Genomic DNA, 12,335 nt, shown 5'->3' on the forward strand with positions numbered 1-12,335 from the left:
GCCCATGTCAAGCCAACCCACTGCCCACTCCCCTCCTTCACCCGAAGCGGATCAAGTACGACACGCTGGCGGGGTCGCGCACGAAGCCCAGGCGGTCGTTGATGGCGAGCATGGGGGCGTTGTCGCTGGCGTTGTCGGTGCGGATGGTGGGGGCGCCCAGGGTGCGGGCGGCGCGGATCGCGGCGAGTTTCAGGGCGGTGGCGACGCCCTGACCGCGCCAGGAGCGGGTAACGCCGGTCAGGCCGGTCAGCAGGTCCGGGCTGGCTCCGCTGCGGAAGCAGACGGTCTGCCCCACCCACTCCCCGCCGACCTCGGCAATCAGGTAGGCGTCCGGGAGGAGGCCGGGGTCGCCCAGTACGCCGTCCTCGAACACCTGCCGGGACAGGGGTGTGGCGGGTTCCGCGCGGGGGACATCCTGGCGGACGTCGCTCATCAGGGCGTGCAGGCGGCCCACGAGGTCCGGCGTGCCCGCCGCGCGCAGGTCGGCCAGCGTGCGGATGCGGACGCCCCGCGACTGCACCCGGTCTTCCAGCGCGGCGTACGGAGCAGCGTCGAAGTCCGGGACGCTCAGGGTGGACATGAAGTACCGCCTGTCGCCCACGAAGCCCCGGCGGGTCAGGAAGCCCGGCGCGACCGGGTGGTCCTCGCGCGCCAGGAGGCGGGCAGACTCGGCGCCCCGGCCGCGCAGTTCGGCGTGTAGCGCCTGCCACAGCGCTCCGCCCACCCCGCGCCCCTGCGCGTGCGGGGCCACGGCGAGGTCCAGGCCGTAGCGGTGCGGGTGGAACGCGCCGGGATTCTGGTGGTACGCGGCGACGCCCAGTACCTCTGCCCCGTCACGCGCCACGAGGACCGCCCAGCCGTAGCCCCAGTCCCGCTGTTCGTGCATCTGGTGGCGGAACTCCTCGCCGGTCAGGGGGTCGTGCGGGTTCGCGCCGGTCAGGATGGCGGCCGCCGCTTCCCACTCGTGCGCAGCGATGGGGGTCACGGTGGTCATCCGTCTGCCCGGCCGCGCTGCATCTCGACCCAGGCGACGCGCGGGCGGAAGCCCAGGCGTTCGTTCAGGGCCAGCATGGGGGCGTTGGTGGTGGCGTTCCCGGTCCAGACTTCATGGGCGCCCAGGTCGCGTGCGAGGTCCAGGGCGCGGAGTTTCAGGGCCAGGGCCAGTCCCTGACGCCGCCACGCGCGGGTGGTGCCGGTCAGGCCGGTGTTCAGGCGGTGCGGGTCGCCGTCCTCCAGTTCCAGTTCGGACAGGGCCGCGACCTCGCCGCCCTCGGTGATGGCCAGCAGCACGCCGCCCGGCAGGAAGTGCGGGGCCTGCAGGCGCTGGCGGAAGTCCTCGGGCGTGACGGGCGTGGCGGGCGAGGTGCGCGGCACGTCGGCCCGCGCCTGCTGGAAGCCCCGGTAGTACGCGTCACGGGCGGCGTCCTCGCCGGTCTGGGCGCACAGGTCGGCGTACGTGACGGCGCGCACCCCGGCTGGCAGGGCGCGCTGGGCGGCCCAGGCGTGCGGGTCGAAGTCCGCGAGGGTCAGGACGTTGTCGAAAAAACGCATGACTTCCCGGAAGTCCCGGCGGTTCAGGAACGCCAGCGAGTCCGGGTCGTCCTCGTACGCGCCGGCCAGGACCTCGCGTGCGCCGCGCCCGCGCAGGTGGCCTTCCAGCGTGGCGGCCAGCGCCCGCCCGACGCCCTGCCCGCGCGCGTCGGGGTGCACGCCCACCTCGGCGTGGTAGCGGTCCGGGTGGTACATGCCCGCGAACTGCATGACGGACGCCACGCCCAGCAGCGCCGGCTGACCGTCCCGGGTAGCCTCGGCGGTCCAGAGGGCCACGTGCAGGCCCAGCGGGTGCCCGCGCAGGCTGCCCAGGTGGTGGTCGAGCGCGGCGGTGCTCAGGGGGTGGCGGGGGTTCACGGCCGTCATCAGGTCGGCCAGCGCGGCGTGGTCGGCGTCCGTGGCGGGACGCAGCGTGAAGGGGGCGGCGGTCACGCGGTTTCCTCCGGGGTGGGAATGGGTCGGCGCTCGCCGGTCAGGGGGTCCAGGTGCAGTTCGTAGCGGCTGCGGGTCGGGCCGCGCTGGAATCCCAGCGCGCGGTTCATGTTCAGCATGGCCTTGTTGGGCGGATCGTTGAAGGTGCGGATCTCGCCGCCCCCTGCGGCGGCCAGGGCGCGCATCGCGGCGACCTTCAGGGCCTTGGCCACGCCGCGCCCCCGGTCCTCGCGGCGCACGCCGGTCATGCCGATGACATAGAACCCGGCCGGGTTACGCATCAGGCTGCTGTACCCCACGTACGGGCCGGTCAGGGGGTCCTGCACGTCCGGGCGCACGGCCACGAAGGACAGGTCGTGGCTGAAGGTGGGGTCCTCGATCTCCTGCCTGACCCACGCATCGAACGGCCGCCGCGTCAGGGTCTGCCCCATCGGCACGTCCTGGAACAGCTTCCAGTCGAGTTCCCACAGGCGGCGGTCGCGCTCGGGGTCACCCGCGAGGTCCGCGACCGACCGCAACTGCACGCCGTCTGCCGCCACGGCACCCATCAGGTCGTCGAAGGTGCTCAGTTCGGCGGCGTCGGTGTGCAGGCGGGACTCGAAGCGGTCCCAGGTGCGCGTGAAGCCCCGCGCGGCCAGGAACGCCCGGCCCGGCGCGTCGCGGTCCTGGTCGCTGAGCATGGTGCGGATATCCTGCGCGCCCCGCGCCCGCAACTGCTCTGTCAGCGCCGCGTACAGCGCCCGCCCGATGCCCTGCCCGCGCGCGTCCGGGTGCACCGTGAGCCCACCGAAGTACCGCCACTCCTCGAACGCGAAGTCGTCATGCCCGGCGTTGCCGACGCCCACGATCCGGCCGTCCTGCTCGGCCACCAGCTCGTACCGGTACAGGTTCGGGTCGTGCGCGGCGTCCCACACGACCAGCATGTCAGGCGTGACCGGCCAGTCGGGATCGGCGGCGCTCAGCAGGGCCGCCACGCCGGGAAAGTCCTGTGGTGTGCGCAGTCCGCGCAGCGTGAAAGGCTCAGGGGTCATGCGCCCATCATGCGGGCTGCCCGGTCAGGGCCGCATCCGCCAGCACGCCTACGCGCCCCGGGCGGCGTGACCCGCCCGGTAACGCGCCGCCCGTCCTATGCTGGGCGGATGAGTGAAGGACTGAAACTGCTGCTGATCGTGCCCCACCCGGACGACGAGGTGTACGGCGCGTCCGGCACCCTGATGGGCCACCTGGAAGCCGGGGAGGCCTGCGGGCTGGTGACCCTGACGCGAGGCGAGGCGGGCCGCACGCTGGGCCTGTGCGACACGCCGCAGGAACTGGCGCGGATGCGCGAGGTGGAACTGGCCGCGTGCCTGGACGTGATCGGGCTGACCAGCCCCGGGGCGCGGGCGGGCGGCAGCGTGTTCGAGCACCACCACTTTCCGGACAAGTACCTGAAAGACGAGTCCCTGGACGAACTGACCGCCGTGGCGAGCGAGGCCATGACCCGCCTGCGCCCGGAGGTCGTGCTGACCTTCCCGCCCAATGGCAGTAACGGCCACCCGGATCACGTGACCACGCACCGCGCCGTGAAGGCCGCCTGGGACGCCCTGCCGGACGGTGAGCGTCCGCGCCTGTGGTACTACGCCAGCGACGTGCCGCCCGAGAACGAGGACCTGCGCGCCCAGTGGCTCGCCCCGAACGTCCGCCACGACGTGAGCCGCTTCATCGTGCGGAAGTTGCAGGCCATCGCCTGCCACCGCACGCAGGCGCTGAGCACCGTGGATTTCATCCGCAAGTTCCCGGACCGCATCCCGGAAGAAACCTTCCACGAAGTGCAGTGACAGCGCGGGAATAGCGGGGCAGTGGTGAGTAGGCAGTGGGTCTGCCCACTCACCACTCTCCCGGGTTACTCCCAGTCGCTGACGGGAATGAAGTCCAGGCCCTCGGCTTCGGTGCTCGTGACGGCGTAGTGGCGGTTGAACCGGACCGTGAGTTCTCCCCGGTCGAAGTGCTGGGGGCTGACGACCGGCTTGCGGAAGATGTACGTGCCGTCGTCGTCCACGCCGATGTGCGCGCCTTTCGTGAAGCGGAACTCGACGACCTCGGCGTGCGGGCGGGTGCGGACGCGCACGCGGTACGTCTGGGCGTCGTCCTGCTTCACGTTCGGGTTGGCGGGCGGCTTCTTGCTGAACAGGTTGAACATCTGGCCCGCAGCATACCGCACGCGCCTGTGCCGCCCGGTGAGCGGCGCGGAGTGTCGTGTGCCCGTGCGGCCGTGTGGGACGGCCCGGACCGCCGGCACGGCCGCGATGAGCGGCCGGTATGAAAACTGTGTGGAAACGGTTCATACACTGGTCGTAATGAGCACCGCCGACCAGCCGACTCCCGCTGCCCAGCCACTCGCGTGGCGGACGGCGGCGCTGCTGGCGCTTCCGCTGGTGATGCTCGGGGTGTACGGCGCGCAGTCCTACTCCAGGCATGACCTGTGGGACCGGGTGTATGACCCGGCGCTGTACCTGGGCCTGAATCTCGTCATGCTGGTCTGCTGGGTGGGCACGCTGCTCGGCCGCCTGACCATCCAGCAGTTGACCCTGATCGTCCTGACCGGCAGTACCATGTTCCTGACCTTGAAACTGGCGTTGCTGGGCGTGGTCGTGAACGACCCGCAGGTGCTGCTTCAGGAGTTCATGGAGAGCATGATCTGGCTCTCGCCCATCCTGGTCTGGCGGATCATCACGCAACTGTCCCGCGCGGCGCGGTTGACGCTGAACGCCCTGCTGCTGAGCATGCTGCTGGGCGGGGTGTTCGTGGCGGTCAAACCGCTGCTGACCGGTCGGCCTCTCCAGCCGGTCGTGCTGATGACGCTACTGCAACTGACGCTGACTTCCGGCGTGATTCTGCTGATCACGTCCGTGTTCCAGCGGTACGCCTCCCAGAGCAGTCAGGTGGCGGGTGAACAGGCCGCGCTGCGGAAACTGACCTTCACGGACATCCTGACGGGCCTGCCGGGGCGCGCGCGCCTGCAGGAGCAACTGCAGGAACTGACCGTGCCGGGCTCCGCGCCGTTCGCGCTGCTGTACGTGGACGTGGACGGCTTCAAGATCGTGAACGCCACGCTGGGCCACGCCGCCGGAGACGACCTGCTGCGCGTCCTGGCCGGGGAACTGCAGCGGCTCAGCGGCCCGGACTCGCAGGTGTACCGCCTGAGTGCCGACGAGTTCGTGGTCCTGCTGCCCGGCGCGGACGCCGAGCACGCCGACTGGACCGGGCAGGTGCTGCTGCACGAGGCGGCCATCGAGCCCAGCGCGCGGGTGGGCGTGGAAACCACGCTGAGCCTGGGCCTGAGCCTGTACCCGCACGATTCCCTGGACGGAGCCGAACTGATGCGGCACGCCGACAGCGCCCTGGCCGCCGTGAAACGCGCCGGTCGCCGCCAGTTACGCCGCTACCACCCCGAACAGGACGCCGCCACGGAACGCGAGCAGGTCCTGGCGCGCGAACTGGGGCACGCACTGCCCCGGCAGCAACTGACGCTGGTCTTCCAGCCGGTCGTGCGCCTCCAGAACAGCCGGATCGTGAAGGCCGAGGCGCTGCTGCGCTGGCAGCACCCCACGCTGGGGGCCGTACCGCCCGGCGAGTTCATTCCGGTGGCAGAACGCAGCGGCCTGATCAACCCCATCGGGTCCTGGGTCCTGCACGAAGCCTGCCGCGCCGCGCTGGCGTGGCCGGAACTGACCATCAGCGTGAACGTCAGCGCCGTGCAACTCCTGCAGTTCGAGTTCCGTTCGACGGTCCGCGACGCCCTGACCCGCAGCGGCCTCCCGGCCTCCCGCCTGGAACTGGAACTGACCGAGACGGCCGTGCTGTACGAGGATGAACGCGCCGCGCGCACCCTGCAGGAACTGCGGGACCTGGGCGTGCTGGTCAGCATCGACGATTTCGGTTCCGGGTACTCGAACCTGATGCGCCTGCGGACGCTGCCCATCACGGGCGTGAAGATGGACCGCTCGATCACGGCGGACCTGACCTGCCCGCAGGCCGGGCAGTTCGCGCGCGCCCTGACGCTGGCCGTGCGCGGCATCACCCGCAACCTGGGCGTGGACCTGACCGCCGAGGGCATCGAAACGCCCGAGCACCTGCGGGCCGTGCAGGACCTCGGGTGCCAGCTGGGGCAGGGGTACGGGCTGGGGCGGCCCATGACCGCCCGGCAGCTCAGCGAGCAACTGGCGCACCCCTCCTGCCTGGAAGACCGGAGCGCACCCCACCACGTCGCCCGCTGAACTGGCGGCGCTCATATGGACTCCGTCTGTTTCGTTCACAACCCGCCCATGCACCGGGCTGCCAACTCCACGCCCGGAATCCTCTTTGCTCCCACTCGCGTCCGCTCGGATTGAACGGTTTTTGCAAACCATTCAATCGGAGTCCGTCTCAGACTTCGCGCAGCAGGCGGGCCAGCAGGCGCACGTGGTCGGGCCATCGGTCCAGGCGCACGTGCTCGTGCGCGGCGTGCGCGCCGTCGCCGGGTGCGCCCAGGCCGTCCAGGGTGGGGATGATGGGCGCGGTGAAGTTGCCGTCGCTACCGCCGCCCACGACGGCGCTGGGCACGTCGAAGCCCAGCTCGCGGGCGATGGCGCGCGCCTGGGCGTACAGGGCCAGGGTGCCCTCGCCCTGCTCGAAGGGCGGGCGGTTCAGGCCGCCTTCCACGCGGCGCTGCACGCGGGCGTCCGGTGGCGTCCAGGCCTGCACGGCGGCGTCCACGCGCGCGCCCTCTTCCAGGCTGCTGACGCGCACGTCGAGTTCCAGGCGGCAGTGGGCGGGGATGACGTTCACGGCGCTGCCGCCCGCGATCAGCCCGGCGCTGACGGTCGTGCCGAGGTCCGGTCGGGCCAGGGCCTGGAGGTCCAGGACGGCCTGCGCGGCGGCCGTGACCGCGCTGGCTCCCTCGCCGGGTTTATTCCCGGCGTGGCTGGCGACGCCGGTGAAGGTCAGCACGTAACTGCCGGTGCCTTTACGGCCGGTTTTCAGGGCGTGGGTGTCCGCGACGGGCGGCTCGACGACCAGCGCCACGCGGGCGCAACGGGCGGCGTTCTCGATGTGCGCGCGGCTGCTGAGACTGCCGGTTTCCTCGTCCGGGGACAGCAGGACCTGCACGCCGCCCGCCGGCCACTCACCGTTCAGGGAGCGCAGCGCGTGGAACAGGCCCACGATGCCGGCTTTCATGTCGTATGTGCCGGGACCGTACAGGCGGTCGCCGTCCTCACGCAGCGGCATGTGGTCCAGCGTGCCGTGCGGCCAGACGGTATCGGCGTGCGTGAGGACCAGCACCGGCCGGTCCTGCCCGCGCAGGCCGGGCGTGGTCTGCCCGTGTCCGGCGCCGGCGGCGCCTGCGCTGTGCACGCCGAAGTTGAACAGGCGGGTGCCACCGCCCAGGGCGTGCGTCTCGGCACCCAGGTCGCGCGCCCAGCCTTCCACTACGTCCATGACGCGGGCGATGCCGGCCGGATCGGTCGACGGCGATTCGATGCGGGCCAGGGCATGCAGGTCGGCCTGCATGGCCTTCAGGTCGGGGGTGAAGTCAGGCATGAGCGTCATGCTACGCCCCGGCCAGCGGTGGCGGGCCTCTGCGTGCGCGGGCCGCGGGTGCGCCACCCCAGAAACACGCGCGGCCCCCGCGAACCAGTGGCAGGGACCGTGCGGGGCAGGGAGCGTTTCAGCTCAGCAGGGCGATCTGGCGGGCGTCCACCTTGAGTTTCGCGCTGCCCTTGAGGTACAGGTCGTGCAGCGCCTGCTGACCGAACAGGCGGGTCACACGCGCGGCAGTCATCTCGATGGTTTGACCGGCGACTTTCAGACGGACGAGATCGAAGGTTCCGGGAACCCAGGTACAGGACAGTTCTTGCATGACAGACCTCCAGAAAAAGAGTGGTGAGCGGCGCGGCAACCCACGGGAGAAGGGCAGGTCCAGGGCGGAAGCAGACAGGACACTCGGTATTCGGTTGACCCACTCGGAACGCCGCAACCAACCCAGCGGTTCGTTAACACGTGACGTTCTGACGGGCCTGTTGGGCCGGTATGTTCAGAATAGGCCAGCCACATACGGCAATGGAAAGGAATCACCCGTTCGGCATTGAGGAAGCCATCATGAAAACAACGTGACTGGTACGGCGTCCCGCCCATCCGCCCGGCACCCGCGCAGACGTCCCCGGACGCGCCGCAAGTGGCGCGGCAGTGTGCTTGACTGGAGTGCATGACACTGCCCCACCCAAGCGCGCCGTCCGCCGCCGCGCGGCCCGGTCCCGACTCGCTGCTGCCACTGGTGTTTCCTTCCGACCCGCAGGTCAGTCCGGACGGGCAGGCCGCCGCGTTCGTCCTGACCCGAATCGAGGAGGACAACCCCCGCACGCCCGACAGGGACTTCCCGAAACCGCGTTACCGCTCGCAGATCTGGCTGACGGACGGCACCCTGACCCGCGCGCTGACGCAGGGCGAGAACCGAGACGGCAGCCCCCGCTGGTCCCCGGACGCGCACACGCTGGCCTTCACCCGCAAGGGCGAAGAGGGGGGTGCGCAACTGCACCTGCTGCCCCTGACGGGCGGCGAGGCGAGACGCCTGACGGACCTGCGCGGCGGCGTGGGCGCCCCCCTGTGGAGCCCGGACGGGCAGTTCATCGCGTTCACGAGTACCGGCGACGACGAGGACAAACGCGACGAGCGCGGCGAGGCCCGCGTGATCACGAAACCCCGCTACCGCTTCAACGGCCGCGACTGGCTGCCCGACACGCCCGCCCGCCTGTACCGCCTGCACGTGCCCAGCGGCGAACTGAGCGTCTGGCACGCCCCGGACGTGGAGATCAGCGACGTGGCGTGGCTTCCGGACAGCAGCGGCGTGCTGTTCGTGGCCGCCACCGACGAACTGGCCGGCGCGCACTGGCAGCAGGAAGTCTGGCACCTGCCGATGAACGGCGATCTGCGGCAGGTCACGCGCTGGGCGTCCGCCGTGAACGCCGTGATCCCCCACCCGGACGGTCAGCACTTCGCGCTGCTGGGCCGCCCCGCCGGGCAGGGCAACACCGAACACACCCACCTGTACCTGCTGCCCCTGCACAGCGACCTGGATAGCCGCGACCTGAACAGCCGCGAGGCGACTCCCGTCCGCCTGGACGCCGGGCACGACCACCCGGTCGGGAACGGCGTGGGCGGTGACTGCCACGTGGGCGCCATGCCCGAACGACCCGTGTGGTTGGACGACCGCACCCTGCTGTTCTCCGCGACCGTGCGCGGCAGCTGCGGCCTGTTCACCGCCACCCTGGGCGAAGGCGACCAGCCCGGAACGGTCCAGGCCCACACCCACGACCCGCAGACCGTCATTCCGGCCTTCACCGCGCGCGGCAGCGGCCTCGCCCTGATCCGCGAACGCGCCGACCGCTTCCCCGAAATCATCCTGAACGGCACCCAGGTCACCCACCTGCACGCGAACCTCCCCTTCCCGGCCCGCACCCCCACCCGCGTGCCCTTCCCCACCGACCTCGGCGAGGGCGAAGGCTGGATCCTGCTGCCCGACGGGACCGACCCCGTACCCGCCCTGCTCAGCATCCACGGCGGCCCGCACACCGACTACGGGCACGCCTTCACGCACGAATTCCAGCTGTACGCCGCGCGCGGACAGGCCATCTGCTACAGCAACCCGCGCGGCAGCCTCGGCTACGGACAGGCCTGGGTGAACGCCATCCACGGCCGCTGGGGCAGCGTGGACGCCGACGACATCCTGACCTTCTTCGACGCCTGCCTGGACACCCACCCCCGCCTCGACCGCACGCGCACCGCCGTCATGGGCGGCAGTTACGGCGGCTTCATGACCAACTGGCTCACCGCGCACACCACCCGCTTCCAGGCCGCCATCACCGACCGCAGCATCTGCAACCTCCTGTCTTTCGGCGGCACCAGCGACATCGGCCTGCGCTTCTGGGACGACGAACTCGGCCTGAACTTCCACCGCCGCGCCGACACCCTGAAACTCTGGGACATGAGCCCCCTCCAGTACGTCGAGAACGTGAAGACCCCCACCCTGATCGTCCACTCGGTCCTCGACCACCGCTGCCCCATCGAACAGGCCGAACAGTGGTACGCCGCCCTCACCCTCCACGGCGTCCCGGTGCGCTTCGTGCGCTTCCCCGGCGAGGACCACGAACTGTCCCGCTCCGGCCGCCCCGACCGCCGCCTCAAACGCCTGACGGAATACCTGAACTGGCTCGACCGGTACCTCGTCCCCAGCACCACACGCGCCGAAGCCGCCCCCGCCTGACCCAGGCAACAGAGCGGGGCGGAGGTTCGCCGTGAACCTCCGCCCCGCTTTTCACGTTTACTGCGAGTTGAACACGTTATCCGGGTTGTTCCCCGTCACACTGCCACCCGGCTGAGCGTACACACCCACCCGCGTGTTGAACACGCCGCCACCATTCCGGGCCGAATTCCCGGTCACGCTGCCACTCTGAATCGTCAGCTTCCCATCGTTCCAGAACCCGCCACCATCACGACCATCGGCACGGTTCCCACTGACCGTCGCGCCAGACAGCACGAACGTGGAGGTCGGGGAAGTCTGGAACGCCCCGTTCGTCTCTACGCCCCCTCCGAACCACGCCGCGTTACCGCTGATCGTGCCTCCGCTGGCGGTCACACTGGCCCCAGCATACAGGCGGATGCCACCCCCACCACCCTGACCCTCCGTGCGGCTCGTGACCGTGTTCCCCGTGATGCTCCCGCCCGTCATGTTCACGGTCCCGCCCACGGTGATCCCACCGCCCGTCTTCACGGCCGTATTGCCCTTGATCTCTCCGCCAGACAGCGTAAATACCGTTCCCGTGAGGACACGGACACCCCCACCGCCGTCTGCGGAACCCGTCACTGCGTTCCCGCTGATGCTGCCGCCATCCATCGTTACCTGCGCGTTCTGCACCAGGGTCACGCCCCCGCCGGACCCTGCAGCGGTGTTCCCGCTGATCTGGGCACTGCCCCCGATCCGGTAGGTGCGGCCCGGTCGGATGAAGATGATCCCGCCGCCGCCGTCAGTGGCGGTGTTCTTCTCAATCACGCCGCCCGTGATGGTCAGGTCACGCCATGTGTCGATCCCGCCGCCGTACATGCTGCTGTTTCCACGGATCACGCCGCCGCTGATGGTAGATCTGGCGTTCAGCCACAGGCCGCCCCCGCCGTTGTCCACGGTGCCGGTCGTTCGGTTGTTCTCGACCGTGCCGCCGGTCATGGTGAAGGTCGGCGTGATGATCGTGGTGCATTCGGCGCCAACGCAGCTGGAGGTGACCATGATCCCACCCCCGAGGTGCGTGGCGGTATTCCCGGAGATGCTGGTGCCGCCGAGGGTCACGTCACCGAGCATGTACAGGCCGCCGCCTGCGCAGCCGTCGACGTCGGCGTTGGTGGTGCCGGTCAGGGGGCGCGTGCAGGCATTGTCGTTCACGCTGCCGGAGGTGAGGTTCGTGACGCTGCCCACCGCTCCGACAATGCCACCGCCGCTCCAGGTAGCCCTGTTCCCGTCGATGCGTCCGCCCGCGAGGGTCAGAGTGCCCTTGTTGTAGATGCCGCCGCCGAGGCCCTGATCAAAGGTATTGACGTCGCTGTTCAGCGCGGTCGCCTCGTTCCCGGTGACGTTCGTGGTGCCCTTCAGTGTGAGGGTCGCGCCTTCGGTGTTGTACATGCCGCCGCCCGAGTTTGCTTTACCGCCCGTGACGGTCACGCCGTCCAGCGTCAGGGTGCCCGCGTTGCTCAGGACGCCGCCGTACGTCAGGGTGGTGGCCTGCGGTTTCAGGGCGGCCACTTGCAGGCGCGCCCGGGCCGTCGCATTCATCGGTTCTGCCATGGACGCCACGCCCACGCTGGCGGGCAGCACAGCCCCGGTTCCGCCCTTGAGCGTGCCGCCCTGCATGGTCACGGTCGCGCCTTTGGCCACGTCCACCGCGCGGCCTTTTCCGGCGGCGTCAATGGTCACGCCGGTGGCGATGATCGTCACGTCCCGGTCGATGGTCAGTGGGCTGGCGAGGGTCAGCGTTCCCGTGCCGGTCAGGCGCAGCGTGTCCCCGCTCTTGGCGGCGGCGAGGGTGTCGCGCAGGCTGCCCGCCCCGCTGTCCGCGAGGCTGGTCACGGACGTGCCGATGGGGGTGGGCGTCCCGCCTCCCCCGCAGGCGGCGAGGGTCAGGGTCAGGAGCAGCAGGGCGGGCATCCGGGCATTCGTGGTCATGGTTTTCCCTCCATCCCTTCAGGGCGGCCGGGCGGAGGGAATGGCGGCCCGCCCGCGCGCTGAAGGTGACTGGAGTGTGCTGGGCGGGCAGTGACCGCACCGTGACCGCCTGCATGGGGCGGGGTAC

At 70.5% G+C, this 12,335-nt stretch carries 10 protein-coding genes; 3 read left to right on the forward strand and 7 right to left on the reverse strand.

Annotated features, from left to right (window positions below; all coding sequences use genetic code 11):
• Positions 1-37: 37 nt before the first annotated feature.
• Genes M8445_RS03220 through M8445_RS03230 form a run of 3 tightly spaced genes read right to left on the reverse strand, consistent with a single transcriptional unit; the run spans position 38 to position 3,014 of the window.
• Positions 38-994 (reverse strand): GNAT family N-acetyltransferase, encoded by a 957-nt coding sequence (locus M8445_RS03220; protein WP_273989628.1) that lies wholly within the window; start codon positions 992-994, stop codon positions 38-40.
• Complete coding sequence (locus tag M8445_RS03225; protein ID WP_273989630.1) at positions 991-1,983, reverse strand: GNAT family N-acetyltransferase; 993 nt, start codon at positions 1,981-1,983, stop codon at positions 991-993. The genes M8445_RS03220 and M8445_RS03225 overlap by 4 nt, the downstream gene beginning before the upstream one ends.
• Positions 1,980-3,014 (reverse strand): GNAT family N-acetyltransferase, encoded by a 1,035-nt coding sequence (locus M8445_RS03230; protein WP_273989632.1) that lies wholly within the window; start codon positions 3,012-3,014, stop codon positions 1,980-1,982. The genes M8445_RS03225 and M8445_RS03230 overlap by 4 nt, the downstream gene beginning before the upstream one ends.
• A 108-nt stretch (positions 3,015-3,122) precedes the next feature.
• Here M8445_RS03230 and M8445_RS03235 point away from each other — a divergent pair, with 108 nt between their 5' ends.
• Entirely contained in the window at positions 3,123-3,800 is a 678-nt protein-coding gene (locus M8445_RS03235) for a PIG-L deacetylase family protein (RefSeq protein ID WP_273989634.1), read from the forward strand.
• 65 nt (positions 3,801-3,865) lie between these two features.
• Here the strand turns inward: M8445_RS03235 and M8445_RS03240 are convergent, their stop codons facing one another.
• A complete protein-coding gene (locus tag M8445_RS03240) occupies positions 3,866-4,162 on the reverse strand; it encodes a hypothetical protein (RefSeq protein ID WP_273989637.1) in 297 nt (98 codons plus the stop codon).
• Between the two features lie 157 nt (positions 4,163-4,319).
• Here M8445_RS03240 and M8445_RS03245 point away from each other — a divergent pair, with 157 nt between their 5' ends.
• Positions 4,320-6,239, forward strand: a complete 1,920-nt coding sequence (locus M8445_RS03245; protein WP_273989639.1) for a putative bifunctional diguanylate cyclase/phosphodiesterase — start codon at positions 4,320-4,322, stop codon at positions 6,237-6,239.
• A gap of 148 nt (positions 6,240-6,387) precedes the next feature.
• Here M8445_RS03245 and M8445_RS03250 read toward each other — a convergent pair whose 3' ends face one another.
• Complete coding sequence (locus M8445_RS03250) at positions 6,388-7,551, reverse strand: M20 family metallopeptidase (protein ID WP_273989642.1); 1,164 nt, start codon at positions 7,549-7,551, stop codon at positions 6,388-6,390.
• A gap of 118 nt (positions 7,552-7,669) precedes the next feature.
• Positions 7,670-7,861, reverse strand: coding sequence for a hypothetical protein (locus tag M8445_RS03255; RefSeq protein WP_273989645.1), 192 nt, complete (start codon positions 7,859-7,861; stop codon positions 7,670-7,672).
• A 345-nt stretch (positions 7,862-8,206) separates the two neighbouring features.
• On the opposite strand from M8445_RS03255, the gene M8445_RS03260 reads away from it, so the two are divergent.
• Positions 8,207-10,261 (forward strand): S9 family peptidase, encoded by a 2,055-nt coding sequence (locus M8445_RS03260; protein ID WP_273989646.1) that lies wholly within the window; start codon positions 8,207-8,209, stop codon positions 10,259-10,261.
• A gap of 57 nt (positions 10,262-10,318) precedes the next feature.
• On the opposite strand, the gene M8445_RS03265 is transcribed toward M8445_RS03260, so the two are convergent.
• Positions 10,319-12,208, reverse strand: coding sequence for a beta strand repeat-containing protein (locus tag M8445_RS03265; protein WP_273989647.1), 1,890 nt, complete (start codon positions 12,206-12,208; stop codon positions 10,319-10,321).
• Between the last annotated feature and the right edge of the window lie 127 nt (positions 12,209-12,335).

This window comes from Deinococcus aquaticus (genome assembly GCF_028622095.1).
GTDB lineage: Bacteria > Deinococcota > Deinococci > Deinococcales > Deinococcaceae > Deinococcus > Deinococcus aquaticus.

What these genes read in the sequence shown, in the direction of transcription:
- M8445_RS03245 (WP_273989639.1), top strand. Translation starts at nt 4,320, where the DNA reads ATGAGCACCGCCGACCAGCCGACTCCCGCTGCCCAGCCACTCGCGTGG.
- M8445_RS03235 (WP_273989634.1), top strand. Translation starts at nt 3,123, where the DNA reads ATGAGTGAAGGACTGAAACTGCTGCTGATCGTGCCCCACCCGGACGAC.
- M8445_RS03250 (WP_273989642.1), bottom strand. Translation starts at nt 7,551, where the DNA reads ATGACGCTCATGCCTGACTTCACCCCCGACCTGAAGGCCATGCAGGCC.
- M8445_RS03240 (WP_273989637.1), bottom strand. Translation starts at nt 4,162, where the DNA reads ATGTTCAACCTGTTCAGCAAGAAGCCGCCCGCCAACCCGAACGTGAAG.
- M8445_RS03255 (WP_273989645.1), bottom strand. Translation starts at nt 7,861, where the DNA reads ATGCAAGAACTGTCCTGTACCTGGGTTCCCGGAACCTTCGATCTCGTC.
- M8445_RS03220 (WP_273989628.1), bottom strand. Translation starts at nt 994, where the DNA reads ATGACCACCGTGACCCCCATCGCTGCGCACGAGTGGGAAGCGGCGGCC.
- M8445_RS03260 (WP_273989646.1), top strand. Translation starts at nt 8,207, where the DNA reads ATGACACTGCCCCACCCAAGCGCGCCGTCCGCCGCCGCGCGGCCCGGT.
- M8445_RS03230 (WP_273989632.1), bottom strand. Translation starts at nt 3,014, where the DNA reads ATGACCCCTGAGCCTTTCACGCTGCGCGGACTGCGCACACCACAGGAC.
- M8445_RS03265 (WP_273989647.1), bottom strand. Translation starts at nt 12,208, where the DNA reads ATGACCACGAATGCCCGGATGCCCGCCCTGCTGCTCCTGACCCTGACC.